The sequence below is a fragment of the Hydrogenophaga aromaticivorans genome (assembly GCF_013387465.1).
Lineage (GTDB): Bacteria > Pseudomonadota > Gammaproteobacteria > Burkholderiales > Burkholderiaceae_C > Hydrogenophaga > Hydrogenophaga aromaticivorans.
Map to the genome: position 1 here is coordinate 1,068 of NZ_VYGV01000024.1, position 26,207 is coordinate 27,274.

At 66.3% G+C, this 26,207-nt stretch carries 28 protein-coding genes and 1 pseudogene; 18 read left to right on the forward strand and 11 right to left on the reverse strand.

Annotation, left to right across the window (positions count from 1 at the left end):
• Nucleotides 1-167 (reverse strand): annotated as a pseudogene (locus F3K02_RS27690) (SAM-dependent methyltransferase); the annotation flags it as partial.
• Nucleotides 168-365: 198 nt separating this feature from the next.
• Between F3K02_RS27690 and F3K02_RS21710 the strand changes: the two are divergent.
• Nucleotides 366-1,370 (forward strand): AraC family transcriptional regulator, encoded by a 1,005-nt coding sequence (locus F3K02_RS21710; RefSeq protein ID WP_177137806.1) that lies wholly within the window; start codon nt 366-368, stop codon nt 1,368-1,370.
• A 12-nt stretch (nt 1,371-1,382) separates the two neighbouring features.
• On the opposite strand, the gene F3K02_RS21715 is transcribed toward F3K02_RS21710, so the two are convergent.
• Nucleotides 1,383-2,126: a 2OG-Fe dioxygenase family protein gene (locus F3K02_RS21715; protein ID WP_177137808.1), complete on the reverse strand. Its 744-nt coding sequence runs from the start codon at nt 2,124-2,126 to the stop codon at nt 1,383-1,385.
• 141 nt (nt 2,127-2,267) lie between these two features.
• On the opposite strand from F3K02_RS21715, the gene F3K02_RS21720 reads away from it, so the two are divergent.
• Nucleotides 2,268-2,714 (forward strand): bacteriohemerythrin, encoded by a 447-nt coding sequence (locus F3K02_RS21720; protein WP_177137810.1) that lies wholly within the window; start codon nt 2,268-2,270, stop codon nt 2,712-2,714.
• A 128-nt stretch (nt 2,715-2,842) separates the two neighbouring features.
• On the forward strand, nt 2,843-3,703 hold the full coding sequence (locus tag F3K02_RS21725) for a DUF2189 domain-containing protein (RefSeq protein WP_177137812.1): 861 nt from the start codon (nt 2,843-2,845) through the stop codon (nt 3,701-3,703).
• A 3-nt stretch (nt 3,704-3,706) separates the two neighbouring features.
• Here F3K02_RS21725 and acuI read toward each other — a convergent pair whose 3' ends face one another.
• Genes acuI through F3K02_RS21740 form a run of 3 tightly spaced genes read right to left on the reverse strand, consistent with a single transcriptional unit; the run spans nt 3,707 to nt 6,716 of the window.
• On the reverse strand, nt 3,707-4,708 hold the full coding sequence (gene acuI, locus F3K02_RS21730) for an acrylyl-CoA reductase (NADPH) (RefSeq protein ID WP_177137815.1): 1,002 nt from the start codon (nt 4,706-4,708) through the stop codon (nt 3,707-3,709).
• Nucleotides 4,674-4,946: a hypothetical protein gene (locus tag F3K02_RS21735; protein WP_177137817.1), complete on the reverse strand. Its 273-nt coding sequence runs from the start codon at nt 4,944-4,946 to the stop codon at nt 4,674-4,676. The genes acuI and F3K02_RS21735 overlap by 35 nt, the downstream gene beginning before the upstream one ends.
• A 48-nt stretch (nt 4,947-4,994) precedes the next feature.
• Entirely contained in the window at nt 4,995-6,716 is a 1,722-nt protein-coding gene (locus F3K02_RS21740; protein ID WP_177137818.1) for a long-chain fatty acid--CoA ligase, read from the reverse strand.
• Nucleotides 6,717-7,053: 337 nt separating this feature from the next.
• Between F3K02_RS21740 and F3K02_RS21745 the strand changes: the two genes are divergently transcribed.
• The 5 genes from F3K02_RS21745 to F3K02_RS21765 all read left to right on the forward strand — a co-directional run bounded on the left by F3K02_RS21745 (nt 7,054) and on the right by F3K02_RS21765 (nt 11,392).
• Complete coding sequence (locus tag F3K02_RS21745; protein ID WP_246309711.1) at nt 7,054-8,052, forward strand: amino acid ABC transporter substrate-binding protein; 999 nt, start codon at nt 7,054-7,056, stop codon at nt 8,050-8,052.
• A 107-nt stretch (nt 8,053-8,159) separates the two neighbouring features.
• Nucleotides 8,160-9,359 carry an amino acid ABC transporter permease gene (locus F3K02_RS21750; protein ID WP_246309709.1) on the forward strand — a complete coding sequence of 400 codons (1,200 nt, stop codon included), beginning with the start codon at nt 8,160-8,162 and terminating at the stop codon, nt 9,357-9,359.
• A gap of 2 nt (nt 9,360-9,361) precedes the next feature.
• A complete protein-coding gene (locus F3K02_RS21755; RefSeq protein ID WP_177137822.1) occupies nt 9,362-9,499 on the forward strand; it encodes a hypothetical protein in 138 nt (45 codons plus the stop codon).
• 1 nt (nt 9,500) lies between these two features.
• On the forward strand, nt 9,501-10,604 hold the full coding sequence (locus tag F3K02_RS21760; RefSeq protein ID WP_177137823.1) for an amino acid ABC transporter permease: 1,104 nt from the start codon (nt 9,501-9,503) through the stop codon (nt 10,602-10,604).
• A 32-nt stretch (nt 10,605-10,636) separates the two neighbouring features.
• Nucleotides 10,637-11,392 carry an amino acid ABC transporter ATP-binding protein gene (locus F3K02_RS21765; protein ID WP_177137826.1) on the forward strand — a complete coding sequence of 252 codons (756 nt, stop codon included), beginning with the start codon at nt 10,637-10,639 and terminating at the stop codon, nt 11,390-11,392.
• A 57-nt stretch (nt 11,393-11,449) separates the two neighbouring features.
• Here the strand turns inward: F3K02_RS21765 and F3K02_RS21770 are convergent, their stop codons facing one another.
• From F3K02_RS21770 to F3K02_RS21785, 4 genes are all read right to left on the reverse strand, one after another.
• Complete coding sequence (locus tag F3K02_RS21770; RefSeq protein ID WP_177137828.1) at nt 11,450-11,995, reverse strand: hypothetical protein; 546 nt, start codon at nt 11,993-11,995, stop codon at nt 11,450-11,452.
• A 7-nt stretch (nt 11,996-12,002) separates the two neighbouring features.
• Complete coding sequence (locus F3K02_RS21775) at nt 12,003-12,626, reverse strand: hypothetical protein (RefSeq protein ID WP_177137830.1); 624 nt, start codon at nt 12,624-12,626, stop codon at nt 12,003-12,005.
• A gap of 181 nt (nt 12,627-12,807) precedes the next feature.
• Nucleotides 12,808-13,212, reverse strand: a complete 405-nt coding sequence (locus F3K02_RS21780; RefSeq protein ID WP_177137832.1) for a hypothetical protein — start codon at nt 13,210-13,212, stop codon at nt 12,808-12,810.
• Nucleotides 13,213-13,338: 126 nt separating this feature from the next.
• Complete coding sequence (locus F3K02_RS21785) at nt 13,339-13,809, reverse strand: Cd(II)/Pb(II)-responsive transcriptional regulator (protein ID WP_177137833.1); 471 nt, start codon at nt 13,807-13,809, stop codon at nt 13,339-13,341.
• Nucleotides 13,810-13,884: 75 nt separating this feature from the next.
• Between F3K02_RS21785 and F3K02_RS21790 the strand changes: the two genes are divergently transcribed.
• From F3K02_RS21790 to F3K02_RS21835, 10 genes are all read left to right on the forward strand, one after another.
• On the forward strand, nt 13,885-14,550 hold the full coding sequence (locus F3K02_RS21790) for a cation efflux transmembrane domain-containing protein (protein ID WP_177137834.1): 666 nt from the start codon (nt 13,885-13,887) through the stop codon (nt 14,548-14,550).
• Between the two features lie 47 nt (nt 14,551-14,597).
• Nucleotides 14,598-15,380 carry a DUF1223 domain-containing protein gene (locus F3K02_RS21795; protein WP_177137835.1) on the forward strand — a complete coding sequence of 261 codons (783 nt, stop codon included), beginning with the start codon at nt 14,598-14,600 and terminating at the stop codon, nt 15,378-15,380.
• Between the two features lie 67 nt (nt 15,381-15,447).
• The gene (locus F3K02_RS21800) at nt 15,448-15,831 is read left to right on the forward strand and encodes a hypothetical protein (RefSeq protein WP_177137836.1); all 384 of its coding nucleotides are present in this window, start codon (nt 15,448-15,450) and stop codon (nt 15,829-15,831) included.
• Between the two features lie 81 nt (nt 15,832-15,912).
• Entirely contained in the window at nt 15,913-17,319 is a 1,407-nt protein-coding gene (locus F3K02_RS21805; RefSeq protein WP_177137837.1) for a TolC family protein, read from the forward strand.
• A 2-nt stretch (nt 17,320-17,321) separates the two neighbouring features.
• A complete protein-coding gene (locus F3K02_RS21810; RefSeq protein ID WP_177137838.1) occupies nt 17,322-18,731 on the forward strand; it encodes a multicopper oxidase family protein in 1,410 nt (469 codons plus the stop codon).
• 32 nt (nt 18,732-18,763) lie between these two features.
• Nucleotides 18,764-19,291 (forward strand): cupredoxin domain-containing protein, encoded by a 528-nt coding sequence (locus F3K02_RS21815; RefSeq protein ID WP_177137839.1) that lies wholly within the window; start codon nt 18,764-18,766, stop codon nt 19,289-19,291.
• Nucleotides 19,292-19,319: 28 nt separating this feature from the next.
• Nucleotides 19,320-19,796 carry a DUF411 domain-containing protein gene (locus tag F3K02_RS21820; protein ID WP_177137840.1) on the forward strand — a complete coding sequence of 159 codons (477 nt, stop codon included), beginning with the start codon at nt 19,320-19,322 and terminating at the stop codon, nt 19,794-19,796.
• A 25-nt stretch (nt 19,797-19,821) separates the two neighbouring features.
• Nucleotides 19,822-20,187: a copper-binding protein gene (locus tag F3K02_RS21825; protein ID WP_177137842.1), complete on the forward strand. Its 366-nt coding sequence runs from the start codon at nt 19,822-19,824 to the stop codon at nt 20,185-20,187.
• A 196-nt stretch (nt 20,188-20,383) separates the two neighbouring features.
• Nucleotides 20,384-21,970 carry a methyl-accepting chemotaxis protein gene (locus F3K02_RS21830; RefSeq protein ID WP_177137852.1) on the forward strand — a complete coding sequence of 529 codons (1,587 nt, stop codon included), beginning with the start codon at nt 20,384-20,386 and terminating at the stop codon, nt 21,968-21,970.
• Between the two features lie 43 nt (nt 21,971-22,013).
• A complete protein-coding gene (locus F3K02_RS21835) occupies nt 22,014-23,345 on the forward strand; it encodes a TAXI family TRAP transporter solute-binding subunit (protein ID WP_177137855.1) in 1,332 nt (443 codons plus the stop codon).
• A gap of 10 nt (nt 23,346-23,355) precedes the next feature.
• On the opposite strand, the gene F3K02_RS21840 is transcribed toward F3K02_RS21835, so the two are convergent.
• Nucleotides 23,356-25,440 carry a DUF1631 family protein gene (locus tag F3K02_RS21840; protein WP_177137857.1) on the reverse strand — a complete coding sequence of 695 codons (2,085 nt, stop codon included), beginning with the start codon at nt 25,438-25,440 and terminating at the stop codon, nt 23,356-23,358.
• 105 nt (nt 25,441-25,545) lie between these two features.
• Nucleotides 25,546-26,100, reverse strand: a complete 555-nt coding sequence (locus F3K02_RS21845; protein WP_177137859.1) for a DUF1415 domain-containing protein — start codon at nt 26,098-26,100, stop codon at nt 25,546-25,548.
• Nucleotides 26,101-26,207: the final 107 nt, after the last annotated feature.

Genomic DNA, 26,207 nt, shown 5'->3' on the forward strand with positions numbered 1-26,207 from the left:
TCGAGCACGCGCTCGCCGGCGCGCACGTCGGCCGCTTCGGCCAGCGTTTCGCCGACGATCTGCAAGGTGGTGCCGATGGCGGCGTAGTCGCCGCTGGCCCAGGTGGCCTGCTGGCGCTGTTTGATGGCGGCGTAGTCGGGAACGGGTTTGTCGAGCACGGTGTTCATGGGCTTGTCTCCTGTGGAAGTGGGGGGCATCGGCGCGGGTTTGCGGCGACGGGCCCATTCTTCGGAAAGCGGGGCATTGACGCTTCTCCGGGCGTCCTTCAGACTTGTCTGTTCGTCCTGGAATGCGTCTGGTCAACCGCGACCCTGGCCGGGAATCCACCCCGCTTGATCGCGGCTCCGGATGTGGAGGCCCTGTCCATGCACCACGATCCCTTGTCCGACGTGCTGCGCAGCGTGCGCCTGCGCGGAGCGGTCTTCTACTACGTGAGTTTTGGCGACGAGTGGGCCGCGGAAACGCCGGCCTCACCCGATCTGGCGCGCGCCCTGATGCCGGGTGCCGAACACGTGCTGGCCTACCACCTCATCGTCCGGGGCGCGGGCTGGGCCGCCACCGACGGCGAACCGCCGGTGCGGCTGGCGCAAGGCGACATCGTGATGTTCCCGCGCGGCGACGGACACGTCATCTCCAGCGCGCCGGGCATGCATGCGCAGGAAGACCGCAGCGACTGGCGCTTCACCACCCGCAACGACCCCAAGCCCATCGCGGTGGCCTACCACCGCGGCGTGTTGCGCCCGGGTGCCGCGATCCCGGCCGAGGAGGCGAAGTCGGTCGTCGTGTGCGGGTTCATCGCCTGCGACCTGCTGCCCTTCAACCCCTTGATTTCGGCGTTGCCCCGCCTGCTGCATCTCGAATCCAACGGCCTGGGTGCCTGGGTGGTGCATCTGCTGGACCAGGCGGTGGCGGAATCGCGCGAGAGCCGTGCCGGCAGCGCCGCGGTGCTGGAGCGGGTCAGCGAAATGGTGTTTGTCGACGCGGCGCGGCGCCACCTCGAATCCTTGCCCAGTGGCGCCTCGGGCTGGTTCGCTGCGCTGCGCGATCGCCATGTGGGGCGGGCGATCCACCTCATGCACGAGAAGCCGGCCCATCCGTGGACGATCGACGAACTGGGGCGCGAGGCCGGGCTGTCGCGTTCGGCGCTGCACGAACGTTTCGTCGAACTCGCCGGGCAACCGCCGATGCAATACCTCACGGGCTGGCGCATGCAGCTGGGCGCCGGCCTGCTGCGCAACAGCGACACCAAGGTCGCAACGATCGCGCAGGAGGTGGGCTACGACTCCGAGGCCGCCTTCTCCCGTGCGTTCAAACGCAGCGTGGGCCACCCGCCGGCGGCGTGGCGGCGCAAGCAGCGCGTGGGTGCCTGAGGCGGCGCGGTTTCATTCGCCCTGGAAGCCGCCCGAGCGGTAGGTCAGCACCAGTGTGTCGCGCCAGCCCAGTTCGCCGTTCACCAGCGGCTGGATCGGCGTGGTCTCGTGGATCACGCGCGCATCGTCCAGCAGCAGCAGCGACCAGGGTTCGGTGAGCGTGAAGCGCTGACCGCTGGGGCCGTCGGCCTCGAACACCCGGCTCTCGCCGCCCTTGACGCGGTGGCGCCCAAGCATGAACACCGCCACCAGATCGACGCCGTCGCGGTGCGCGCCTTCGGGCGTGGGCCGGCCAATGCCGTCGGTGGTGTCGATGCGAAACGGATGCGCCTCGACAAACCAGGGCTGCGTTCCGCGCAGGGCACACACCGCCTCGCCCACCCGCGTCAGCAGGCGGCTCCACACCGGCAGTGCCACGAGCTCGGGCTGCATGGGCTCGAACATCCGCTGCATGCCGCCGTGCAGCGCGTTGTATTCCAGCGGTTGCCAGTGGGCGCGGTGCGGCGCCTGCTGCACCGACTGGCCATCGACCACGAAGCAGCTGTGGCGCCGGCGCCGGTAGTGCCCGCCGTCCTTCAGGAAGGCGTCAGCCGGCAGGTGATCCCAGCCGGCGTGCAGCGCATCGAGCTCGGCCACGTCGGCCGGCAGCCACCGCCGCACATCGGCGGCTGCGATCAGCGCAAAGCCCTGCGATTGCAGGGCGGCATCAAGCCCGTCAAGGGGCACACAGGGAGGAGGGAAAGCACTGGTGGTCATGGCGGGGCAGTGTAACGGTGCCGGCTGTGCCCGCATCCGCATCCGGGTTCACCCGCGGTGGGCCCTGCGGAGTTTCTGCGCTGGATCAAAACGCGGCCGTTTGCACGCTGTCAAGCTGTTGGCAAAGTCAAGGAGGTTGATATGAATATTGTTGAATGGTCCGACGCTTTGCTGCTGGATTTTGAGCCCATGGACGGCGTGCACCGCGAGTTTGTGGACCTGCTGGCGCTGGCACAAAGCGCACCCGACGCCACCCTGCCGCAGGCCTGGGCCGCGGTCGTGGATCACACCGTGGAGCATTTCGGTCGGGAGGACGACTGGATGCGAAAAACCCGCTTCTCCGCGGCCGAGAACCACATCATCCAGCACCGGGTGGTGCTCAACGTGCTGCGGGAAGGCCTGGCGATGGCGCGCGCTGGCCAGATGGATGCAGTCCGTGAAATGGCCGGTGAACTGGCGGTCTGGTTCGCCAAACACACCCAGTCGCTGGACGCCGCCCTGGCGCTGCACATGCGCCGCGAGCCCGCTGGCGGCGGAGCGCCCAGACACGCCCGGGGTGGCGGCACGACCGCCCACGCGCACCTCTAGGAGGCCCCTCGGGCGTGGCCATGGCGGGTGATGCGGACAGAACCCGAACGACCCTACCGCGCATGGGGTAAACCATGTAAGAACAATATTCGGCCTTGTTTATATTGTTTCCACTACAGGAGACAACCATGGCCGAAGCCATTCAAGCGAGCGCTATCGAAGGCGAGGATCGGGCGCGCGAGAACCCGGACGCTGATCAGCGCCAGAAAGACGCCGAACGCGGACCTTCGGTGTTCGCCCTCCCGCTCGCCACCCTGCGCCCATCCGACCCGATCCGCTGGCTCCAGCTGGGGTGGCAAGACTTCCAGCGCTGCACGCGCATCGGCCTGTTCTACGGTCTGTGTTTCTTCGCCATGGGGCACGCGCTGCTGGCGGTGTTCCAGAACGCACCGGCCTACGTGCTGGCGCTGAGCGCCGGCTTCCTGCTGATGGGACCGTTCCTGTGCCTGGGTCTGTACGACGCCAGCAAGGCCATGCAGACCCACGACCACCGCCCCTCGCTGCGCGCCTCCCTGCAGGCCTGGCGACCGACCAAGGGCACGATGGGCATCTTTGCCGGCGTGCTGCTGATACTGGAACTGCTCTGGGGCCGGGCTTCGCTGGTGGTGTTTGCCGTCACCTTCAACACCATGCCCTCGACCGAGAAGCTGCTGCCGCAGCTGATCAACCCCGAGAACATCGGCTTCCTGATCACCTACACCATCGTCGGCGGCCTCTTCGCCGGCCTGATCTTCATCACCAGCGTGATCTCGATCCCGATGATCATGGACCGCAAGACCGACGCCGTCTCGGCCGGTCTCACCAGCATCCGCGCCTGCCTGCAGAACCCCGGTGTGATGCTGATCTGGGGCGCGCTCATCACGGTGCTGATCGGCCTGGCCATGCTGCCGGTGTTCCTCGGCCTGCTGATCGTGGGCCCGGTGATCGGACACGCCACCTGGCACGCCTACCGGCACATCGTGCCCGAGCAGACCGAAGGCAGCGCCTGATCCTCAGGCGTTGACGTTCACCACCAGCCGCCCGCGCACCTGGCCCGCCAGGATCTCGCTGGCCGCACCGATCGCATCAGCCAGACCGATTTCGTGCGTGATCGCGGCGAGCTTGCCGCGGTCCAGGCCGGTGGCCAGTTGTGCCCAGGCGGCCTCGCGCCGGGCCAGTGGCGCCATCACGCTGTCGATGCCGTAGAGCGTCACACCGCGCAGGATGAACGGGGCCACCGACGCCGGCAGGTCCATGCCCTGCGCCAGACCGCAGGCCGCCACCGCGCCACCGTAGCGTGTGCTGGCACAGGCGTTCGCCAGCGTGTGGCTGCCCACCGAATCGACCACGCCGATCCAGCGTTCCTTCTGCAGCGGCTTGCCCGCGGCGCTCAGCGTGCTGCGGTCGATGACCTCGGCCGCACCGAGGGCCTTGAGAAAGTCCGCCTCGCCCAGCCGGCCGGTGGACGCCACCACCGTGTGGCCCAGGCCCGCGAGCAACGCGATGGCGATGCTGCCCACACCGCCGTTGGCGCCGGTCACGAGCACCTCGCCGCTGCCGGGTTTCACGCCCGCCTCGGCCCAGTGCCGCTGCAGCGCCATCACGCACAACATGGCGGTGTAGCCCGCGGTGCCGATGGCCATGGCGTCGCGCGCATCCAGACCGTCGGGCAGGGCCACCAGCCAGTCGCCCTTGACGCGCGCCATTTGCGCCAGGCCGCCCCAGTGCGACTCACCGACGCCGAAGCCGTTGAGAATGACGCGGTCGCCGGCCTTCCAGCGTGGGTGTTCGCTGGCCGTCACGGTGCCCGCGAAATCGATGCCCGGCACCAGGGGAAAGCTGCGCACCACGGGCGACTTGCCCGTGATCGCCAGGCCGTCCTTGTAGTTGAGGGTGGACCAGTCCACCCGCACCGTCACGTCGCCATTGGCGGGCAGTTGCGCCTCGTCGAGTTCGGTGAGCGCGCAGCGGTAGCCTGCGTCATCGGTCTTGTTGATCAGCAGGGCCTTGAACATGGGAGTCTCCTTGTGAAGCGGGCGCGGTTTCGCGCCAGAGGCGGGCCAGCAGCCACCAGCCGGCCAGGGTATTGAGCACGGCGAACAGGGTCAGCAGACCCCGCATCGCGCCGGTGGGCTGCATCACCATCAAAGCCGACGTCATGGCAGAAGACATCAGATTGAGCACGATCACCAGCCAGAAAAGGGGCATTCGCGGCTGCCAGAGCCTGCGCAGCGGAGAGATGGCGTTGGTCATGCAGACGATTGTGCCGGGAGGCGCCTGCACCGGGGAGCCATCAACCCTTCAGGCCGCGGGTTCCTGCTCCTGCAGCAATCGCCACATCACCTTGCCGCTGCCGCTCTTGGGCAGGGCATCGACGAACTGCACCACACGCGGGCACTTGTAGACCGCCATGTTCTCGCGGCACCAGTCCAGGATGTCCTGTTCGCTGGTCTGGCCACGCGCGCTGTCGCGCAGCACCACCACGGCTTTCACGCTTTCGCCCCGGTAGGCGTCTTTCGTGCTGATCACGCAGGCCTCGGCGATCGCCGGGTGGCGGAACATCAGCGCCTCCACCTCGGCCGGCCAGACCTTGAAGCCGCTGGCGTTGATCATGCGTTTGAGTCGGTCGGTGATGAAAAAATAGCCGTCTTCGTCCACCTTGCCGAGGTCGCCGGAGCGGAAGTATTTTTCGCCGTTGAACTCGATGAAGGCCGCCTCGGTCGCATCCGGCCGCTTCCAGTAGCCGGCAAACACCGACGGCCCGCGGATGATGATTTCACCCGCCTCGCCCACCGGCATTTCCTGCAGCGTCTCCGGGTCCACCACGCGCGCATCGGTGCTCAGGAACGGGATGCCCAGGCATTGCTGCTTGGGTGCATCGGGCGGGTTGTTGTGCGAGGGCGCGGCGGTCTCGGTGAGACCGTAGCCCTCGGCGTAGCGCAGGCTGAACTGGTCGAACAGGCGCTGTGCCACGGCCTGCGGCATGGCCGCGCCGCCGCCGCCGATGAAGACCAGGCTGGAGAGGTCGTACTGGTCGAAGCGCGGGCTGGCCAGCAGGTCGATCACCATGGTGGGGATGTTGCTCCAGTGTGTGACGCGCCAGGCCGAGATCTGGCGCCCGGCGAGCTCGCGGTCCCAGCGCGGCATGATGACCAGCGTGGCACCGGTGTAGATGCCCGCGTGCATGCCCACCACCATGCCGGTGATGTGGAACATGGGCACCACCACCAGCGACACGTTTTCGGGTGTGCCGCCGGTCCACAGGCTGCAGGCCACGGCGTTGTGCATGATGCTGGCGTGCGTGTGCATGCAGCCCTTGGGCAGGCCGGTGGTGCCGCTGGTGTAGGGCAGCACGCACAGGTCGGCGGGTTGGCGGTCGTGCACAGGTGCGGTGTGGCTGCTGGCCAGCGCGTCGGCCCAGTCGGCCACGCTGCCCCCCGGCAGGGCCGGCAGCGGATGGCGCTTCGCCAGCCAGTCGACCCACGCGGGCGGGATGTCGGCCTGCGGGCCGATGGCGTCGTGGTAGTGCGCCACGACCAGGTGCGACAGGCGCTGCGCCTCGGGCAGATCGGCGTTGGCCTTGAGCAGATCGCCCGCGAGGTCGGCGGCGCAGACGGCGACCTTCACGTCGGGGTCGGTGATGTAGTGCTTGAGCTCCTCGGCCCGGTTCATCGGGTTCACCGGCACCACCACCGCGTTGGCCCGCAGGATGGCGTAGTGCGCCACGATCCACTGCGGACAGTTCTGCATCAGCAGCACGACGCGGTCGCCCGCCCGCACGCCCTGCGCATGCAGATGGCCCGCCAGCCGCTCGGCCTGCGCCTGCAGTTCGCGGTAACTGAGCTGCTGATCGAAGAACACCAGGGCCGGCTTGTCCGGGTAACGCTGCGCGCTCACCACGAGGTTGTGCCAGAGCGAGGTCACGGGCGGACTGATGCGGTGCGGCAGGCGCTTCGGCCAGAAGCGGTGGTGGGGGCGCGGCTGAACATGAACGGCCACCGGGGCGGCGTTTGCAAGGCTCATCGGTTTGTCTCCTGGTACTTCTTTTCAACGCAAGCATACGGGGCTGCGCTGCAAAAAGAAAAGCAGCCATGTCGCGCCTGGGACCGCTGGCGCGCATGGCAGGTGGCACGGAACATGCTGATACCAAGACACGGTTTTGTCGTGGGTCAAAGGCGATACGGTGATACCTTTTACGCATAGTTTTCCCACGTAAACCCCGATGTCGTGGCCCTGACGGCGGTAATACAGTCGCTCTGCGGGCCAGATATGCCTTCTTCTGGTGCACATTGCCCGAATCATCAACTTTTAGACCAAAACGGAGCTACCGATGAAATTGAATGCCCTGAAATTGACCGTGATGGGAATGGGCGCTGCAGCCGCCCTGATGAGCCTGCCGGCCCACGCTGGCAAGACCGTGGACGCCATCAAGGCCCGCGGCCAGCTGGTCTGCGGTGTGAACGTCGGCCTGGCGGGCTTCTCCGCCGCTGACAGCAATGGCAACTGGACGGGCCTCGACGTGGACTACTGCAAGGCCGTGGCCGCCGCCCTGCTGGGTGACCCCGCCAAAGTCAAGTGGGTGCCGCTGACGGCCCAGCAGCGCTTCACCGCCCTGCAGTCCGGCGAAGTGGACATCCTCTCGCGCAACACCACCAACACCCTCTCGCGCGACGCCTCGCTCGGCCTGCACTTCGTCGGTGTGAACTACTACGACGGCCAGGGTTTCCTGGTCAACAAGGGCAAGATCACCAGCGCCAAACAGCTCAAGGGCGCCACGGTGTGCGTGCAGTCCGGCACCACGACCGAGAAGAACCTGACCGACTTCTCCCGCGCCAACAAGCTCAACATCAAGGCCGTGGTGTTCGAGAAACTGGAAGCCTCCACCGGCGCCTACTTCGCTGGCCGCTGCCAGGCCTACACCACCGACGCCTCGGGCCTGGCCTCGATCCGCGCTAAGGAAGCCAAAGTGCCGGCCGATCACGTGATCCTGCCCGACCTGATCTCCAAGGAGCCTCTGGGCCCGATGATCCGCCGCGGTGACGACGAGTTCTTCGCCGTCACCAAATGGGTGCTCAACGGCCTGATCGAAGCCGAGGAATACGGCATCACCCAGGCCAACGTGGACGAGATGAAGAAGAGCACCGATCCGCAAGTGGGCCGCATGCTGGGCTCCACCGAAGACCTCGGCAAGCACCTCGGCCTGGACAAGGAATGGCTGGCGCGCTCGATCAAGGCCGTGGGCAACTACGGCGAGAGCTTCGAGCGCAACGTCGGCCCCAAGACCCCGATCAACCTGCCGCGCGGCAAGAACAACCTGTGGAGCGCAGGCGGCTTCATGTACGCAGCGCCGCTGCGCTGATCCGGCACCCTCGGCACTTGGCCGTCGCAGGCACAAGTGTTCTATGAACTCCGTTTCGTAGGGCACTTGTGCCATTTTTTTAGCCCCTCTTCTTGGGAAACGACTCCATGTCCAATCAGTCCATGATTGAAGCGCGGCCGCTACCCGCTAAAACACGACGCTCGATTTCGTGGAACAGCCGCGAAGGCCGCAGCGTCATCTACCAGGTGGTCGCCATCGCCTCGGTGATCACCCTCGTCTGGCTGCTCGTGCGCAACACGCTGCGCAACATGCGCGAGCGCGGCATCCAGAGCGGTTACGACTTCATGGGTCAGCCCTTCGGTTTCGACGTCAGCGAAACCATGATCCCGTACGACGTGATGAGCACGTACTGGACGGCCTTCTCCATCGGCATGCTCAACACGCTCAAGGTCGCCCTGATCGGCATCGTGCTGGCCACGATTCTCGGCACGCTGATCGGCGTGGGGCGTTTTTCGCCCAACCTCCTGCTGCGCAAGATCTGCTACGGCTATGTCGAATTCTTCCGCAACGTGCCGATCTACCTGCAGTTGCTGATCTGGTACATCGTCTTCACCGAAATCCTGCCCAGCTTCGAAGAGGCCTGGCAGGTCGGCCACTTCTACCTGAGCAAGGGTGGTCTGTCCTTCCCCTGGCCGATCTGGAAACTGGGGCAGACGCTGGCGCTCATCGGACTGCTGCTGGGCGCGGTGGGGGCCTGGCTGTATGCCCGCAAGGCCAGCAAACACTTTGACCTGACGGGTCAGCAGAGACCGGTGATGCTGGTGTCGCTGGCACTGATCGTCGGCCTGGCCGTGCTGGGCTGGCTGGCCGGTGGCGCGCCCACCGGCTGGAGCCTGCCAATGAAGGGGGCCTTCCAGATCGAGGAAGGCGCTGCGTTCAGCCCCGAGTTTCTCGCCCTGCTGCTGGGTCTGGTGCTCTACACCGCGTCGTTCATTGCCGAGATCGTGCGCTCGGGCATCGCTTCGGTCTCACTCGGCCAGCATGAAGCCGCTGCATCGCTCGGCCTGGGCAAGCGCCAGGCCATGCGGCTGGTCGTGCTGCCGCAGGCGCTGCGCGTGATCATCCCGCCGCTGACCAGCCAGTACCTGAACCTGACCAAAAACTCCTCGCTTGCGGTCGCCATCGGCTACCCCGATCTGGTCTCCATCGCCAACACCACGCTGAACCAGACCGGCCGCGCCATCGAGGCCCTCTCGATCGTGATGCTGGTCTACCTCACGCTCTCCCTCATCACCTCGGCGCTGATGAACTGGTTCAACGCCAGTGCAGCCATCCAGGAGCGTTGAAGATGAAACACCCCCGCAGCGCTTCGCGCTACCCCCTCAAGGGGGCGGCACTGGCCGTCCGGCAAAGCCGGCCCGGCAGTGCCTCCCGGCTGGACCCATTCACGCGTGGCGGATCACACGCCGGCACGGTAGAGAACTGATATGCAGCAAATTTACCAACCGATAGACGCACGCCCGATGCCGGGCCTGAGCACAGGCGTCCTGGCCTGGCTCAAGATCAACCTGTTTTCCAGTCTGGGCAACAGCATCAAGACGCTGATCGTGCTGGGCATTGCCTTGTGGGCGCTGTACGGCGCGATGGGCTGGACGCTGACCAACGCCGTCTTCGGCGCCAACCTCGAAGCCTGCAACAGTCTGCGTGGCATCGGCGCCTGCTGGGGCGTGGTGACCGAAAAAGGCCGGCTCATCGTGATGGGCCGCTACCCCGACACCGAACACTGGCGCCCGGTGATCGCCACCGCGCTGATGTTGGGCGTGGTGGGCATCAGCTGCATGCCGCGTTTCTGGAGCAAGTCGCTGCCCCTGATCTGGGTGGTGATGCTGGTGATCTACTTCACCCTCATGAAAGGTGGCGTGCTCGACCTGACGCCGGTGGACACGGACCAGTGGGGTGGTCTGCCGCTCACCGTGATGTTGACCGTGGTGTCGATGACGATGGCCTTCCCGCTCTCGATCTTCGTGGCGCTGGGACGGCGCTCCAACATGCCGGCCATCAAGACGCTGTGCACGCTCTACGTGGAGCTGATCCGCGGTGTGCCGCTGATCACAGTGCTGTTCATGGCCTCGTTCATGCTGCCCCTGTTCATGCCCGAAGGCGTGAGCATCGACGTGTTGATCCGCGTCGTGGTGGGCATCACGCTGTTCTCGGCCGCCTACATGGCCGAGGTGGTGCGCGGTGGCCTGCAGGCCCTGCCCAAGGGCCAGACCGAGGCCGCGGCCACGCTGGGCCTGAGCTACTGGCAGACGCAACGCAAGATCGTGCTGCCGCAGGCGCTGTCCATGGTGGTGCCTTCGCTCATGAACACCTTCATCGGCATGTTCAAGGACACCTCGCTGGTCACCATCGTCTCGCTCTACGAGCTTACCGGCGCGCTGGCCCTGGCGCTCAACGCCGACGCCGACTGGCGCCCCTTCAAGCTCGAAGCCTATTTCTTCATCACGCTGATCTATTTCGTGTTCTGTTTTGCCATGTCGCGCTACAGCCTGTGGGTTGAGAAACGCACCGCCGTCAGCAAAGTCCGCTGAACACAGAACATCCCAAAATCAGAAAGCCTCTCATGAGCCAATCAGAAGCCCCCATCATCCAGTTCGACAACGTCAACAAGTGGTACGCCAGCAATGGCTACCACGTGCTGCGCGACGTCAACCTCAGTTTCGCCAAGGGCGAAAAAGTCGTGATCTGCGGCCCCTCGGGCTCCGGAAAATCGACGCTGATCCGCTGCATCAACGCGCTGGAGGAATACCAGCAAGGCAAGCTCACGGTGGACGGCACCGTGATCGGTGACGACCTCAAAGGCATCGACAAAGTGCGCCGCGAAGTCGGCATGGTGTTCCAGCAGTTCAACCTGTTCCCGCACCTCACCGTGCTGGAGAACCTGATCCTGTCACCCACCTGGGTGGCCAAGCTGCCGCGCAACGTGGCGATCGAAAAGGCCATGGTGCAGCTGGAGCGCGTGCGCATCGCCGAACACGCCAACAAGTACCCGCTGCAGCTCTCCGGTGGTCAGCAGCAGCGCGTGGCGATTGCGCGCGCGCTGTGCCTCACGCCCAAGATCATGCTGTTCGACGAGCCCACCTCGGCGCTCGACCCGGAGATGATCAAGGAAGTGCTGGACGTGATGATCGGCCTGGCCGACCAGGGCATGACCATGTTGTGCGTGACGCACGAGATGGGCTTCGCCAAGGCCGTCGCCGACCGCGTGATCTTCATGGACCAGGGCCAGGTGGTGGAACAGAACACCCCCGAGGAGTTCTTCAACAACCCGCAGACCGACCGCAGCAAGGACTTTTTGTCCAAAATCCTGGGGCATTGAGCGCGCTCCCCCTGGGGGCCTCGGATCATGATCGGTGGGGCATTGCTGCCCCATCGTCTATTGCTTTGTCGCGAAACGGCTCATGTTGAGCGTGGTCGGATAACCCTCTGCATTCTTCGGGCTGTTGATCGACGGGGTGTACAGGCGTTTGCCATCGATCCAGGCCATGCTCTTGTACCGCCCCTTGACCAATGGATCAACCAGGTCCTCCGTGGTCAACTTGTCAACCGTGCGCCCAGCGCTGTCAAGCATGGTGCCGTCGATGATGGAATAGCCCCTGCCCTGCGATTCCACAACATAGGCACCCGTGCAATTGTTCGTTGTGTAGTCTCTGGACTCTGCCGAGTAGTCCACCGTGTTCGTACTGGTCTTGGTGAAGGTGACTGTCTGGCCCGTCGACATGGCTCTCCCGTTGAGCGTCAGGTCCTGGCAACCACGCACCCACGACCCGACGTATTTGTCGGCCGGGTCCGCGCCCTTAACGGCGGCATCATTGTCGCTGTCTCCGCCGCCGCAGGCGCCCATAAAGACCGTCAGGGTCAGCAAGGAAAGACAGGTTGCGCGTTGTGTTTTGGTCATGTGATTCAGGTATTTGATGTTCATGCGCTTCTCATCCGATGGATCGGCTCACACACAGACTCGAAAATTCCGGGCTGGACTGATACTCCTTGAGCACACGAAGCAGCATCTGCTCAAACAGGCGCTCAAAAGCGGTTTGAAGCGGCATGGTTTCGATTCCTTCCGGGGTCTCTGCCCGACCAATCACTGAATGCAGGGCATGTTTCACCGCCGTTCGCGTGAAAGTTTTCCCACCTACTTTGATCGTCACCTGCATTTCATAGGCATCGGTGACCAAGGACCCTGCCAAACCAAAGGTCAAGCCTGTTCCCAAGCCCTTGCCAACAGCGCCGCCAATGTCAGCGATGTTGTTGAGAACCACGTGAATCGCGCCATCCGCGCTATCACCGCCCGGAACTGCAAAACCCGATGCACGCAAGATGCGTTCGGTACTGTCAGAGATGGTTTGGTCCACCTTTTCCAGATGTTCTCCATTTCGCTGAAATTCAGCCGTTACCTTGAACTTCTTTGGCTGCAATGGCTTTTTCAGTTCCTCATATGAAATTTTTGGAAACGAAGGATCCAGAAAAGATTTTGTGGACATGCAGGCCGTCAGAGCAACGGACATCATCACCAGAAAAATGGTCTTGAAATAACGCATGGAAGAGGCGGTCATGGATTTAATTCATGAGAAACGAATGATTTGATGTCCGGACTTTTTTTGAAGCGTGCTCAACCACAATGCAAGACCACGTCAATAGAGCCGGCTAGCCAGAGGCAGGAAACGTGACGAAATTTTGGGCTGATAAGAATCCTCCCTGAATGGATAAAAAGGTTTGGGATGGCGTAAGAAAAAGTCAGACGCAGCGAAAGGAAACGTCATTGCTGTTGATGCCACCGCTGGCGAGCAGGTCGATGCTTTTGCCCTGCATCCTGCACAGCACGTCGGTGATGCTGCCGACGTAGATGGCCAGGCGCGCGCTCAGGGTGTGCGAGTTAAGCAGACCGTTCAAGAGCTTGATGTTCATGCCGTTGGCCGAGATCAGACTGGACGCAAGGGCGTTGCTTGACGGATCAACCAGAGCGTAGAGCTGGGGCACCAGCGCGCGCCGGGCGGCCTCGTTGTCTTGCTGACGCCGCAACCCCACACTCGGATCCGGCAAGGCCTGCTGGGCAAAGGCACTCGGCGTGGCCGCCAGCAGGCCGCAGATCAAACAGTCCTGCGCCCTGCGGCGCAGACCTCCCTCGTATTCACTTTTCATTCTTTTGAACCACCAACAACAAAGCGCGCGAGTCTAAGGTAGTTCAATGGACCTCTATTTTTTAGACCTGCCGATTTTTTTCAACCGTGAAAAATTGCACGCCTCACCGCCAGCGGCTCACGCCGTTCAGACGTGGCGCCGGGGCACAGGCCCCGCGGATTCGGGCAGCGCCGCGTCGGCCCGCTGGTGCAGCGCCTCGATGATGTGGCAGTGGTCGTCCGAGCCGTCGCAGCGTTTGCGCAGCGCGAGCAGGTCTTTTTCCAGCGCGCGCAGCTCAGTCAGGCGCTGGCGCACATGGCCCAGGTGTTCGTCCAGCGCCGCGCTGGCGGTGGCGCAGTCGGCCTTGTTGTTCAGGTCGAGCCCCAGCAGGGTGCGCACCTCGTCGAGCGACATGTCCATCGCACGGCACTGGCGCACGAAGCGCAGTCGGTGGATGTCCGATTCGCTGTAGAGGCGGTAATCGTTGCCGGCCCGCGCCTGTGGCTGCAGCAGACCCTCGCGCTCGTAGTAGCGGATGTTGGCCGCGCTCACGCCGGATCGCCGGGCGGCCTCGCCGATGCGGTGCTGTGGCGTCGTGGACAAAGGCGCTGCCGTCATGCTTGACCTTCAAGTGGCTTCAAGGTTTCCAATCATGACACGCCGCCTCGCCCACTCCCAACGAAAGCCCCTTTCATGGCCTGCACCTCCTGCCATTCCAGTTGCTCCACCACCGCCGCCACCGCCGCCCAGACCATCGACCCGCGCTGGCGCAAGGCACTGTGGATCGCGCTGGCCGTCAACGCCACCATGTTCTTCGTCGAACTGATCGCCGGCCTGCAGGCGAACTCCGTCTCGCTGCTCGCCGACGCGGTGGACTTCGCAGGCGACGCCGCCAACTACGCGCTCTCGCTGGCCGTGCTCAGCATGGCCCTGGTCTGGCGCAGCCGCGCCGCACTCGTCAAGGGCGTGACCATGTTCGCCTATGGCGTCTTCGTGCTGGCCCGCGCGGGCTGGATGCTGCACGTCGGCAGCGTGCCCGAGCCGCTCACCATGGGCGTGGTCGGCTTCATTGCGCTGCTGGCCAACGCCGGCGTGGCCGTGCTGCTGTACGCCTTTCGCACCGGCGACGCCAACATGCGCAGCGTCTGGCTGTGCTCGCGCAACGACGCGTTGTCCAACCTGACGGTCATGCTCGCCGCGCTCGGTGTGTTCGGCACCGGTTCGGCCTGGCCCGACCTGGCGGTGGCGGGTGTGATGGCCGCGCTGGCGATCTCGGCCGGGGTCTCGGTGGTGCGCCAGGCACGGGGTGAGCTGGGTGGCCTGCCGGCCCACGGTCACGCGCATGGAGCCGGGCTGTAAGGTCTGGCGCTGGCTGGCGACCCATCTCCATGCCACAGGAGACCGCCATGCCGCACCACCGGAAACTTCACCCGACCTCTGCCCAGATATCGCTTCGACGCCTTCGCCCACTCTGGCTGGGCCTGCCGCTGCTGGCCAGTGCCGGCTGGATGCCACCCGCGGCCGCGCAAACCTGCCAAGCTAGCGCGGGCAACACCCCGCCGGCGGTGGTGGAGCTCTACACGTCTGAGGGCTGCAGCTCGTGTCCGCCGGCGGACCAATGGCTCTCCACGCTGAAGCCCGAAGACGGCGTGCTGGCCCTGGCCTTTCACGTCAGCTACTGGAACCACCTCGGCTGGCTGGACCCCTTCGCCACCCCGGAGACGACCGCACGCCAGCACCGCATCAAGGCCGCGCTCGGCGGCGCCTATGTCTACACGCCACAGGTGGTGCTCAACGGCCGGGACCACCGCGGCTGGCATGGCCAGACCGCGAAACAGCTGCCCCCCTTGCCAGCGGCGCAGGCACCGGCCTTGCGCCTGCGCCGGACGGGCAATCAGGTCACGGCCCACGTCGGCCCCAGCCGTGCCAACACGTCGCTGGCGGGCTACTGGGCGGTGTTGCAGGACGGGCTGGGCAGCCAGGTCACGCGGGGCGAGAACGCGGGCGAACACCTCAGACACGACCATGTGGTGCGGCTGTACCAGCCCCTGCCCGCCTGGCCCGCCGCTCAGGCCCACACCGTGCAGATCACCCTGCCCGCCGGCACGGCCGATCAGCGCGTGGCTTTTGTAGTCACCGACAGCGGCTGGACACGCCCCCTGCAAGCGCTCGCCCTGCGTTGTTCGTGACGCTGCCCTTCATCTCCTTGCACCCGTCCGTGGAACTTCTGCACCACCCGCCGTATCATCCCCCTCCATGCGCCATTTCCTCATCGCCCTCATGATCGCCCTGCTGCCCGTGCGCGGCTGGGTGGGCGAGGCCATGGCGTTCTCCATGCAGGCGAACCCCGCCAGCCCGGCGGCCCACGCCGGCTGCCCGGACCACGCGCCGCCGTCCGCATCGCTCACCGCACAGCCGACGCCACCTTTGTTGGAGATGGCCAGCCAGGCCACCGACGCCGGAACCGATGACGATGGCACCCACCAGCACGGCGCCTGCGACATCTGCAACGGCCCGGCGATGGCCGCATCGGCCACCGCGCTGCTGACCCTGACCGCCATGCACCCCCAGCACGCCTCGCGCGTCGAACGCTTCGCCAGCTCCGAGCTGCGGCAAGGCGTCAAACCCCCCATTTCCTGAAGATCCACGCCACAGGTGCGTCCGCCGCCGGCCAGTGCCGGTGCGCAGGCAGACGCCGTTCCGGGTTTTCAGGAGAACTTCATGACCGTTTTTCGGTGGCAGCCGCCACCTTTGTCCCCATCCACAGAGGGCTGGCGACCCGCGTTCGCTGTGCTCGCCCTCGCGCTGAGCCTTCCGCTGCCGGCCCTGGCGCAGACGCCCTCGGCGGCGCTGGTGGCGTCCGACCCCGCAACGCCCAGCACGCCGCCCGCCTTGATGGCCCTGCCCGCCCCGGAACCCGCTGCCGCCCCTGAACGGCCGACCGACATCGAAGCTGCCCGCGCCATCTGGCAACGCGCCAACCAGCGCGTGGCCGAGTTTCCGCGCGGCCATATCGACCTGCTGCGCTGGGAGGCGCAAAACCCCGCGCGGCCCTCAGGCGGAGCCGGTGAAACTGCCGCGAACACGCCAGCGCTGGACATGGCCGGCGCGTTGCGCCAGTCGCTGCGCCACCGGCCGGGCCTGTTCACCCACGCCGGCATGAACGACCTGGAACGAGTCACCGTGCAGCGCGCCTATGCGGAACACGTGCGTGCGCTGCAACGCGCCTGGATCGACGCGGTCAGCGCACGCCAGCGCTTGCGCCTGATGGGTGAGTCGCTGGAAGCGGCAGCCACCGGCGCCGAACTCGGCCGGCGCATGGTGCAGGCCGGCAACTGGAGCCAGGCCCGTCTGCTGCGCGAGCAGCTCACCGAGGCCCAGGCTCAGCAAGCCTGGACCCGCGCCGCGCAGGCGCAACAGGCCACCACCGAACAACTGGCCCGTCTGCTGGGCGTTTGGGACGCCCAGGCGGTGGCGCAGCTGACGCAGCGTCTGCCGGCCCAGTTGCCCGAACCGCCGGCCCAGCTGTCAACAGGCGCCGCGGAGGTGGAGGCCACCGTTTTGCGCAGCCAGCCCCTGCTGGCCCAGCAACGCCTGAGAGCCCAGCGCTCGCTCGTGGCCGTGAGCCCGGAGCGCCTGACCGCCTGGTCGCAGGCGGTGGACGAAGCCCTGAAAACGCCCGCCACGCCGGCCGGTGCAGCGCCCTGGCTCGCACCGCAGATCGGCGACCTGCGGCTGGTCCGCGACCACTCGCTGGAAGCCGCCGTGGAAGCCGAATCGGCGCTGCTCATGGCCGCCGCCGAACGCCGCTCGATGGCGCGAGAAGCCTGGCGCCAGCTGCACGCTCAACACACTGGCGCCCTGCAAACCCAACACGCGCTGCGCCTGCAGACCGCCCAGGAACAGGAAACCCTGCTGCGCTACAACGGCATGCTGCAGAGCAGCTGGGACCTGCTCGCCAGCGCAGGCGAACGCCTGGGCGCGCTCGACGCCGCGATGATGGCCCGGCGCGACTTCTGGCTCGCCCAGGCCAACTGGGACGCCCTGCTGGCCGGTGCCGATGTGGACCCCGCCAGCCCGGGCGCGAGCAGCGACAACAACAAGCGCGCTGCCGCGGGAGGACACTGAACATGACACCCCCCCTCAACCGAAGACACTTTTTTGCTGGCACCGCCACCGCCGTGGCCGCCGCCAGCGTGAGCCGCGTGGCGCTCGCCGCCCTGCCCGAAGCCGTGCAACAGACCTCGCCCGACACGGCTGCGCCCTGGACACCGCCCGGCGTCACCGGCGCGGGCCGGCCGTACAACCCGGTGGTCACGCTCAACGGCTGGACCCTGCCCTGGCGCATGGCCAACGGCGTGAAAGAGTTCCACCTCGTGGCCGAGCCTGTGGTGCGCGAGATGGCGCCCGGTTTCCTGGTCAACATGTGGGGCTACAACGGCCAGAGCCCGGGCCCGACCATCGAGGTGGTCGAAGGCGACCGCGTTCGCCTGTTCGTCACCAACCGCCTGCCCGAGCACACCACCATGCACTGGCACGGCCAGCGCCTGCCCGCCGGCATGGACGGCGTGGGCGGGCTCACGCAACCGCAGATCCCGCCCGGCAAGACCTTCGTCTACGAGTTCGTGGCGCGCCGGCCCGGCAGCTTCATGTACCACCCGCACGCGGATGAGATGACGCAGATGGCGATGGGCATGATGGGGATGTGGGTCACGCACCCGAAGGCCAAACACCCGCTGATCGACGACGTGGGGCGCGACTACTGTTTCCTGCTCAACGCCTTCGACGTCGAGCCCGGCAGCATGACGCCGCAGGTCAACACCATGCTGGAGCACAACATCTGGGCCTGGAACAGCCGCGTCTTCCCCGGCATCAGCCCGCTGGTGGCGCGGCTGGGCGAGCGGGTGCGCGTGCGCATCGGCAACCTGACCATGACCAACCACCCGATCCACATCCACGGCATCGAGTTCGAGGTCACCGGCACCGACGGCGGCCCGGTCCCGAAGACCGCGCGCTGGCCCGAGGTGACGACCGACGTGGCCGTGGGCCAGATGCGGCAGATCGAGTTCATCGCCGACGAACCCGGCGACTGGGCCATGCACTGCCACAAGAGCCACCACACCATGGGCGCCATGGGCCACGGCGTGCCGACCATGATCGGCGTGGACCACAGGGGCCTGGTGGGCAAGCTGCAGAAGGCCTCGCCCGACTACATGGTCATGGGCGAACGCGGCATGGCCGACATGGGCGAGATGCAGATGGAGCTGCCGGCCAACACCTTCCCCATGATGACCGGCACCGGTCCCTACGGCGCCATTGAAATGGGCGGCATGTTCAGCACGCTCAAGGTGCGCGCCGACCAGAAAGCGGGCGACTACAGCGACCCGGGCTGGTACACCATGCCGCCCGGCACCCAGGCGCGCGAAGTACCCACGCCCGTGGCCAGCCCGGCGAAGCCCGCCGCCAGCGTTGCGCCCAACCAGCCCGCACCCAGCGCCACCGTGCGCAAGCCCCAGGGCAGCGGCGGCCACCCGCATTGACATTCCTGTACACCGCAAAGGACCCACCACCCATGACACACACAGCACCCACCCGCCGCCGGTTCCAGCAGCTGCTGGCCCTGGCCCCCCTGGCCGCCTGGCTGGTCCACCGCCCGGCCAGCGCCCACGGAGAGAAACACGAGCGTGGCGCTGCCGCGGCTCCGGTCGTGAAGGAGCAGAAACCCTGGGGCATCGCCGCTGAAACCAGGGAGGCGAAACGCAGCATCGAGATCCGCATGAGCGACAACATGCGCTTCACGCCCAGCCACCTCGACGTGCGCGAAGGCGAGACCCTGCGCCTGCGCGCGGTCAACCGCGGCAACGTGCTGCACGAGATCGTGATCGGCACGCCCGAAGAACTGCAGGCGCACGCCGAGATGATGAAGAAGCACCCCGGCATGGAACACGACGAGCCCTACATGGCCCACGTGCCGGCCGGCCAACGCAGCGACATCACCTGGACTTTCAACCGCGCAGGCGATTTCGAATTCGCCTGTCTGCTGCCAGGCCACTTCGACGCGGGCATGCGCGGCACCATCCGCGTCACGCCCCTGGCCTGATCCCTCATCCGTTTTAAAGGAGCCCACCATGCAACGACGTTCCCTTCTCCTCACCGCCCCGGCCCTGCTGGCCGCCGCCACCCTGCCCGCCTGGGCTGCCTCACCCACCGCAAAAGACCTGCCCGTGCTACAGGTCTGGAAAGACCCGAGCTGCGGCTGCTGCAAGGACTGGATCAGCTACCTGCAGCGCGACGGCTTCCAGGTGCAGGTCTTCGAGACCGGCAACACGGCCATGCGCCAGCGCCTGGGTCTGCCGCAGAAATACGCCTCGTGCCACACGGCGCTGATCGGCGGCTACGTGGTCGAGGGCCACGTGAACGCGCGCGAAATCCGCCGCCTGCTGGCCGAGAAGCCCAAGGCCATCGGCCTCTCGGTGCCGGGCATGCCGATCGGCAGCCCCGGCATGGACGGCCCCGAATACGGTGGCCGCAAAGACCCGTACGACGTGGTGCTGGTGCTGCCCGACGGCAAGGGCCGCGTCTACCAGTCGTACTTCCGCAGCTGATCACACCCCCCTCAGGAGAGTCCCCATGCACCAGCCTTCCAGCCGCACCCTGCACCGCCTCGCGGCCAGCCTGGCCACCACAGTCCTGATCGGGAGCGCGACCATCGCCCACAGCCAGACGGCCCCGCCGGCTCCGGCATCGCCGGCCGCGTCCCCCGCGGCCAGCCTGCCGCTGGTGGCGGCCGAGGTCCGCAAGGTGGACCTGCGCGCCGGCAAGATCACCCTCAAACACGGCGAGATTCCCAACCTGGAGATGCCGCCCATGACCATGGTGTTCGTGGTCGAAGACGCGGCCCTGCTGGAGCAGCTCAAACCGGGCGACCGCGTGAAGTTCACGGCCGACAAGCGCCTGGGCAGCTACAAGGTGCTGACGCTGCAACGTGACGAGTGACGCGCTTGGGCGGCGTCGACACGCCGCCGGTGAGGTCCAAAGCGCTCATTTGTTGAACATGGGGAAGGATTGACCGCCGTATGTCGCCCAATTCGGGGGTTTTGACCGGAAAGACCGCCCGTAGACTCAAGTTCAGCCACGCTGGGTTCGATACAGAACACAGCCCGTCCACCGTCCCCACTCACCGAGTCCAGCCATGCGCACCAACCTACCCGTCACACAACAGGAATTCGTCATTCCGGACGGGGTCACGCTTGTTTCCACCACCGACCTGCAAAGCCGCATCACCTACTGCAACCCGAACTTCGTGGCGGTCAGCGGCTACAGCCGCGAGGAACTGATCGGGCAGCCCCACAACATCGTGCGCCACCCGGACATGCCGCCCGAAGCCTTTCGCGACATGTGGGCCACGCTGCAGAGCGGTTCACCCTGGTCCGCGCTGGTGAAGAACCGGCGCAAGAACGGCGACCACTACTGGGTCATGGCCAACGCCACGCCCATCGTTCAAAACGGCCAGCCAGTGGGTTACATGTCGGTGCGCACCAAGCCCACCCGCGAACAGATCGAAGGCGCTGAAACTCTGTACCAGCGCATGCGCACCGAGGCCGAAAGCGGCCACCCCGGTGTCGCGCTGCACCGCGCCCGCGTGGTGCGCACCGGTTGGCGCGGCACCTTGCAGCGCTGGACCCGCCCGACCCTGGGCCGCAAGATGGGCGCGATCACGATCGCGCTGGCGTTTCTCGTGCAAGCCATCGAAAGCGCCACCGAAGGTCAGCCCGACGCCGTGCACTACGCGGCGTTTGGCGCTACCACCCTGCTGGCCATCGCTGCCGCCGCCTTCATGCGCCGCCTGATGGTGCGCCCAGTGGAAGATGCGGTGAACTTTGCCAACCGGATGGCAGCGGGCGATCTGTCGGCCCGCTTCCAGGGGCAGACCTCCGGCGAACTGGGCGACCTGGCGCGCGCCCTGAACCAGCTCAACGTCAACCTGCAGGCCGTGGTCACCGACGTGCGCCACGAGGTGGAAGGCGTGCAGGTCGCCTCGGGTGAAATCGCCAGCGGCAACCACGACCTCTCGGCCCGCACCGAAGCACAGGCCAGCAGCCTCGAAGAAACCGCCGCCTCGATGGAGCAACTCACCAGCACGGTGGAGCAGAGCGCCAGCTCGGCGCGCGAAGCCGCGCTGCTGGCCTCGCGCGCCACCGAAGTCGCCCGCGAGGGGAACGACGCCATGGGCGCGGTGGTCTCGACCATGGACCAGATCAGCCGCTCGTCCAGCCGCATCGGCGAAATCATCCAGGTGATCGAAGGCATTTCCTTCCAGACCAACATCCTGGCGCTCAACGCCGCGGTCGAAGCCGCGCGCGCCGGCGAACAGGGCCGTGGCTTCGCGGTGGTGGCGGCCGAAGTGCGCAGCCTGGCCCAGCGCACCTCGACCGCGGCCAAAGAGATCAAGCTGTTGATCGACGAATCGGCCAGCCAGGTGTCGCAAGGCGGCCAGCTGGTGCACAACGCCGGCAAGACCATGAGCAACGTGGTCACCGCGGTGCAGCAGGTCAACGGCCTGATCGCCGGCATCACCGGCGCCTCGCAGGAACAGTCCATGGGCCTGTCGCAGATCAACCAGGCGGTGGTGCAGCTCGACAACGTGACGCAGCAGAACTCGGCCATGGTCGAGGAGCTGGCCGCCGCGGCCAGCTCGCTGCAGGGCCAGGCCCAGGTGATGCACGACGCGGTGCAGATTTTCCGTCTGAGCGACCAGCGCAGCCCCGGCCACGGGTGAGCGCCGCCACCGGCGCGCAGCAGCTGCGTGCTAAGGTAGCGCAATGTCCAAAAACATCCGCTACACCCTGCTGTCGCTGCGCGACCTGGCGGTCTCCATCGGCCCGTTTGCGCTGCTCACGCTGGCGCTGCTGGCCCTCACCTACTGGTGGCTCGACCCCAATCCGCCGAAGCGCGTGGTGCTCGCCACCGGCCCGGCACAGAGCGCCTACGACGAGTTCGGCAAACGTTACGCCACAGCCCTCGCGCGCTACGGCATCACCGTCGAACTGCTGCCCTCGGAGGGCTCTTCGGCCAACCTGGAACTGCTGCGCGCCGGCAAAGCCGACATCGGCTTCGTGCAGGGCGGCAGCGCCGACATCGGCTACGACGACGAAGAATCCATCGTCTCGCTGGGCAGCCTGTTCGTCGAACCGCTGTGGCTGTTCTACCGCGAAGACGCCGCGCAACGCCTGAAGAAGTCGCCCACGATCGCCAACCTGAGCGAGTTGCAGGGCGGGCGCGTGAACGTGGGCACGCCCGGCAGCGGGGTGCCCCGGCTGTTCAACACGCTGCTCGACGTCAACCGGATCGACCACGGGGCCATGCGGCTCAGCGAGCTCGAACAGACCCCTGCCACGGTGGCTTTTCTCGACGGCGAACTCGATGCCCTGGTGTTCGCCTCGGCCCCCGAGTCGCTGATGGTGCAGATGCTGCTGCAGTCACCGGGTGTGCGTCTGCTCGACTTTGCGCAGAGCGAGGCCTACTCGCGCCGTTTCGCCTACCTCACGCCGGTGGTCATGCCCCAGGGCGTGGTGGACCTCTCGGCCAACGTGCCGGCGCAGGACGTGCGCCTGGTGGCCTCCACCACCAGCCTGCTGGCCGGTGCCAAGACCCACCCCGCCATCCTGCAGCTGTTTGCCCAGACCGCGACCGACCTGCATGGCGGCGGCGGCTGGTTCAGCCGGGCGCGCGAATACCCGAGCCTGGAGCACAGCGAAGTGCCGCTGTCGCCGGAAGCCGTGCGCGCGATCCGCAACGGCCCGCCCTTCCTGCAACGCTACCTGCCGTTCTGGCTCGCCAACCTGGTCGAGCGCATGTGGCTGGCCATGGGCCTGATCCTGGCGCTGGCCCTGCCGCTCTCGCGCATCGTGCCGCCGCTCTATGCGTTCCGCATCCGCTCGCGCGTGTTCCGCTGGTACGGGCAGTTGCGCACCATCGAACAGCGCAGCCAGGACAACGATGGCCCGCTGCCGCTGTCGGAATTGCTGGAACAGCTCGACGCGCTGGAGGACAAGGTGGAACAGGTGGTGGTGCCGCTGTCCTACACCGATGAGCTCTACGCCCTGCGCAACAACATCGCGCTGGTGCGGCAGAAGCTGCTGCAACGCACCTGAAGCAACCCGCTCAGCCCTTGCCGGAGTTGAATAGCGCCTGGCGCGCAACCGCGTCCAGCGCCTCGTCCACCACGCCGTGATCCGCCACCACGTGCAGACGGCCCAGCTCCTGCAGCCGCTCCAGCCCGCGTTTCGTGAGTGAAATCGAACGCCCGTTGGCGGCTGCGAAGAGGAACATGGTGCCGTGCGGACTGGCCCAGCTCAGCCGGCAACGCAGCGTCTGGCCCTGCTCCATCAGGTCCACCCAGCACCCCACGGTGAGCGATCCGCCGGACGACAGGGCGGGTTCTTCCCGGGTCAGCTCATCGCGCATCGACACCGGCTGGGTGTCCAGGAACGCCGGCTGGGTGTCGATCGCCAGGTCTTCCATGAACCCGGTGTCGCGCGCCTCTTCCGGCTGCATCCACATCTCATGCTCGTCCAGGTCTTGCTGGCTCGGCGGATCGTCCTGCGGCTGTGACCCGCTGCGCTGGGTCTTGTAGGCCGCTTCATGCAGGCCCATCAGGGTCGCGAAAAAACTCTCCGCCTGCGGGCGCGGATAGTCGATCGCGTCCAGCCCTTCGCGCAAGGTGCGCAGCAGGCCAGGAATGACCTTGATCAGCCGCGGCCGGTTGAGGCTGGCCAGGGCGAGCTGGCTGGACCACAGCAGATCGGGCAGCACGCTCATGTAGCGGTGCGCCGCGGCGTCCGCCGGCAAAGCCTCGCCCTGTTCGGCCGAATCCATGCGGGCCTGCGCCACCACCTGCGCCCAGGGCCCGGTCAGGAAGCGCCGCACCACACCGGGCGCACGCGCAAAATCGTTGCGCGCCTGGAACTCGATGGCCACCCGCTCGGCCAGCAGATGGCGCTGCTCCACGCGCACCAGCGTCTTCATCGCCAGACCCCGCTTGGGCGCCTGGCGGCTGGCGATGGCGGCGTCGGCCTCGGTGAAGCGCTGCAACAGCACGGGCATCAACTCCGGCAGGCTCTGCGTCGGCGCCTGCAGGGCCATCACGGTTTCGTGCACGCGCTGCGCGTAGGCCATGAACCCGCGATCCTGCTCGCTGGTGAAGGCCAGACTCTGTGTGGTGATGGCGTCGAGCAGGCGGCGCGCGGGGTTGTGCCGGTCGGCAAAAAACCGCGGATCGGTGCGTGCCAGCTGCAGCAAGGCGGGCTTGAGGCGCTGCACCATGTCGCGCACCGGTTGCAGCAAGCGCTGGTCTTCGGCAATGCGCCGCAGCATCAGCGTGACCACCTCGGCCGCGAGCGTGCGCACCATGGCGTTGCCCGACCCCGACGTGCCCTGGTCGGTGACCGCACCACCGCTCTGCTCCAGGTTGCCCACCAGCAACTGGTGCAGGTGGTCCAGCGTGAGCAGCGCATCGCTGCCGAGCATGGAGGTCGCGGGCACGCTGTCCGATCGCGCCGCCGACGGCGCTGCAGACGCTGCGGGCCGGACCTTGGCGGCGTGCACCACCACGTAACCTGCGGGCTCCACGCCCATGCCGTCGAGCAGCAGGGTCAGTGTTCGGTAGAACTGTTGCAGCTCGTTGCCCAGCGTCACGGCACCGGCGTGCAACCAGCGCGCGCGAACGGCTTCGTCCACATGCAGGCCCGACAGCGCTTTCATGAGCGCACCCACCACCGCCTCGGGCCGCAGCGGGTTGGTTTCGATGCGCACCACGTCGTACCCTTGGGCACGACACAAACGGGCATTGAAGGCGACCAGCTCCTCGTCGGCGGCCATCTTGACGACCTGCTGCACGCGTGCGAGCTCCACGGTCTCCTGCACCTGCTGGTGGTCCATCAGCTCCAGATCGTCAAAGCTCAACGATCGGAGGCTGCGCGCCGGGCCGGCATTCCCCTGGGGCGCTGCAGAGCCCTGCACCACCTCGGCGATCTCGGCAATGAAGCGGCTGGCCAGCAGATCACGGTAGCCGACCAGCGCGGTACGCGCCTGGGAAAACACCTGTTTTTCATTCAGGTTGCCCGCCGACGTTTCGCGCTGGTGCAGCGTCTCCAGCAGCTTGCCCAACCAGCGCGGCACCCAGCCACGCGACAGCACAAGCGCCTCGCTCAGACAGACATCAAAAGGGGAATCAGCACTTGCGCTCATGGCAGTGGGTGGATGTGTCGCCAGAAAAGAAAGTATTCACTTGTCCGGATTATGGGCAGGCCCCTTGCCCCCAAAGCCCGAAGGTAACCAAAAAAACTGCGCAGTTCATGGTTTTGAGAGCAGGGTTTGCCAGCCGGCCGAGCCCAGTTCACGCAGGGTCGCGATGTTGCGCTCCACGATCTTCTCGGCGCCACCCGCGTCGGAAGCCACCGCCCGCTCCACGCTCTCCTCGCGCAACAGATGCAGGGTGGGGTACGGCGCGCGGTTGGTCGCGTTGCTGATGTCGTCCGCTTCGACGCCCTCGAACTGGAACTGCGGGTGAAAGTTCGCCACCTGGATCACACCCTCCAGCTCGTGTTCGGTCACGACGTCGTCCACCACGTTCATGAAATCGTTGAAGACGAAGAAGTCCTGGAACAGCGTGGGGTGCACCAGCAGCGTGGTGTCGACCTCCTCGGCCGGCGTGTTCACCAGCAGGTCCAGCTCGTGGTCCAGCTCGTCGAGGAAAGCGTCAAGGTGCCGCGCATGGCTCACCACGATGCGCACCTGGTTCTTCACATAGACCGAACGCGCAAACGGGCACAGGTTGAGCCCGATCACCGCCTTCTCGATCCAGTGGCGGGTGTCGGCAAGGATGGTGGCGTCGTCGGGCGTGGTCATGGGTCGGTGCGGTGTTGAGCGGTTGGGCTGGCGGGGTGCGCCATGGTAAACGTTGGGGGAGGTCGATTTCGGGCTGGTACAGGGCGTTACACCACCGCCCGAGGCTG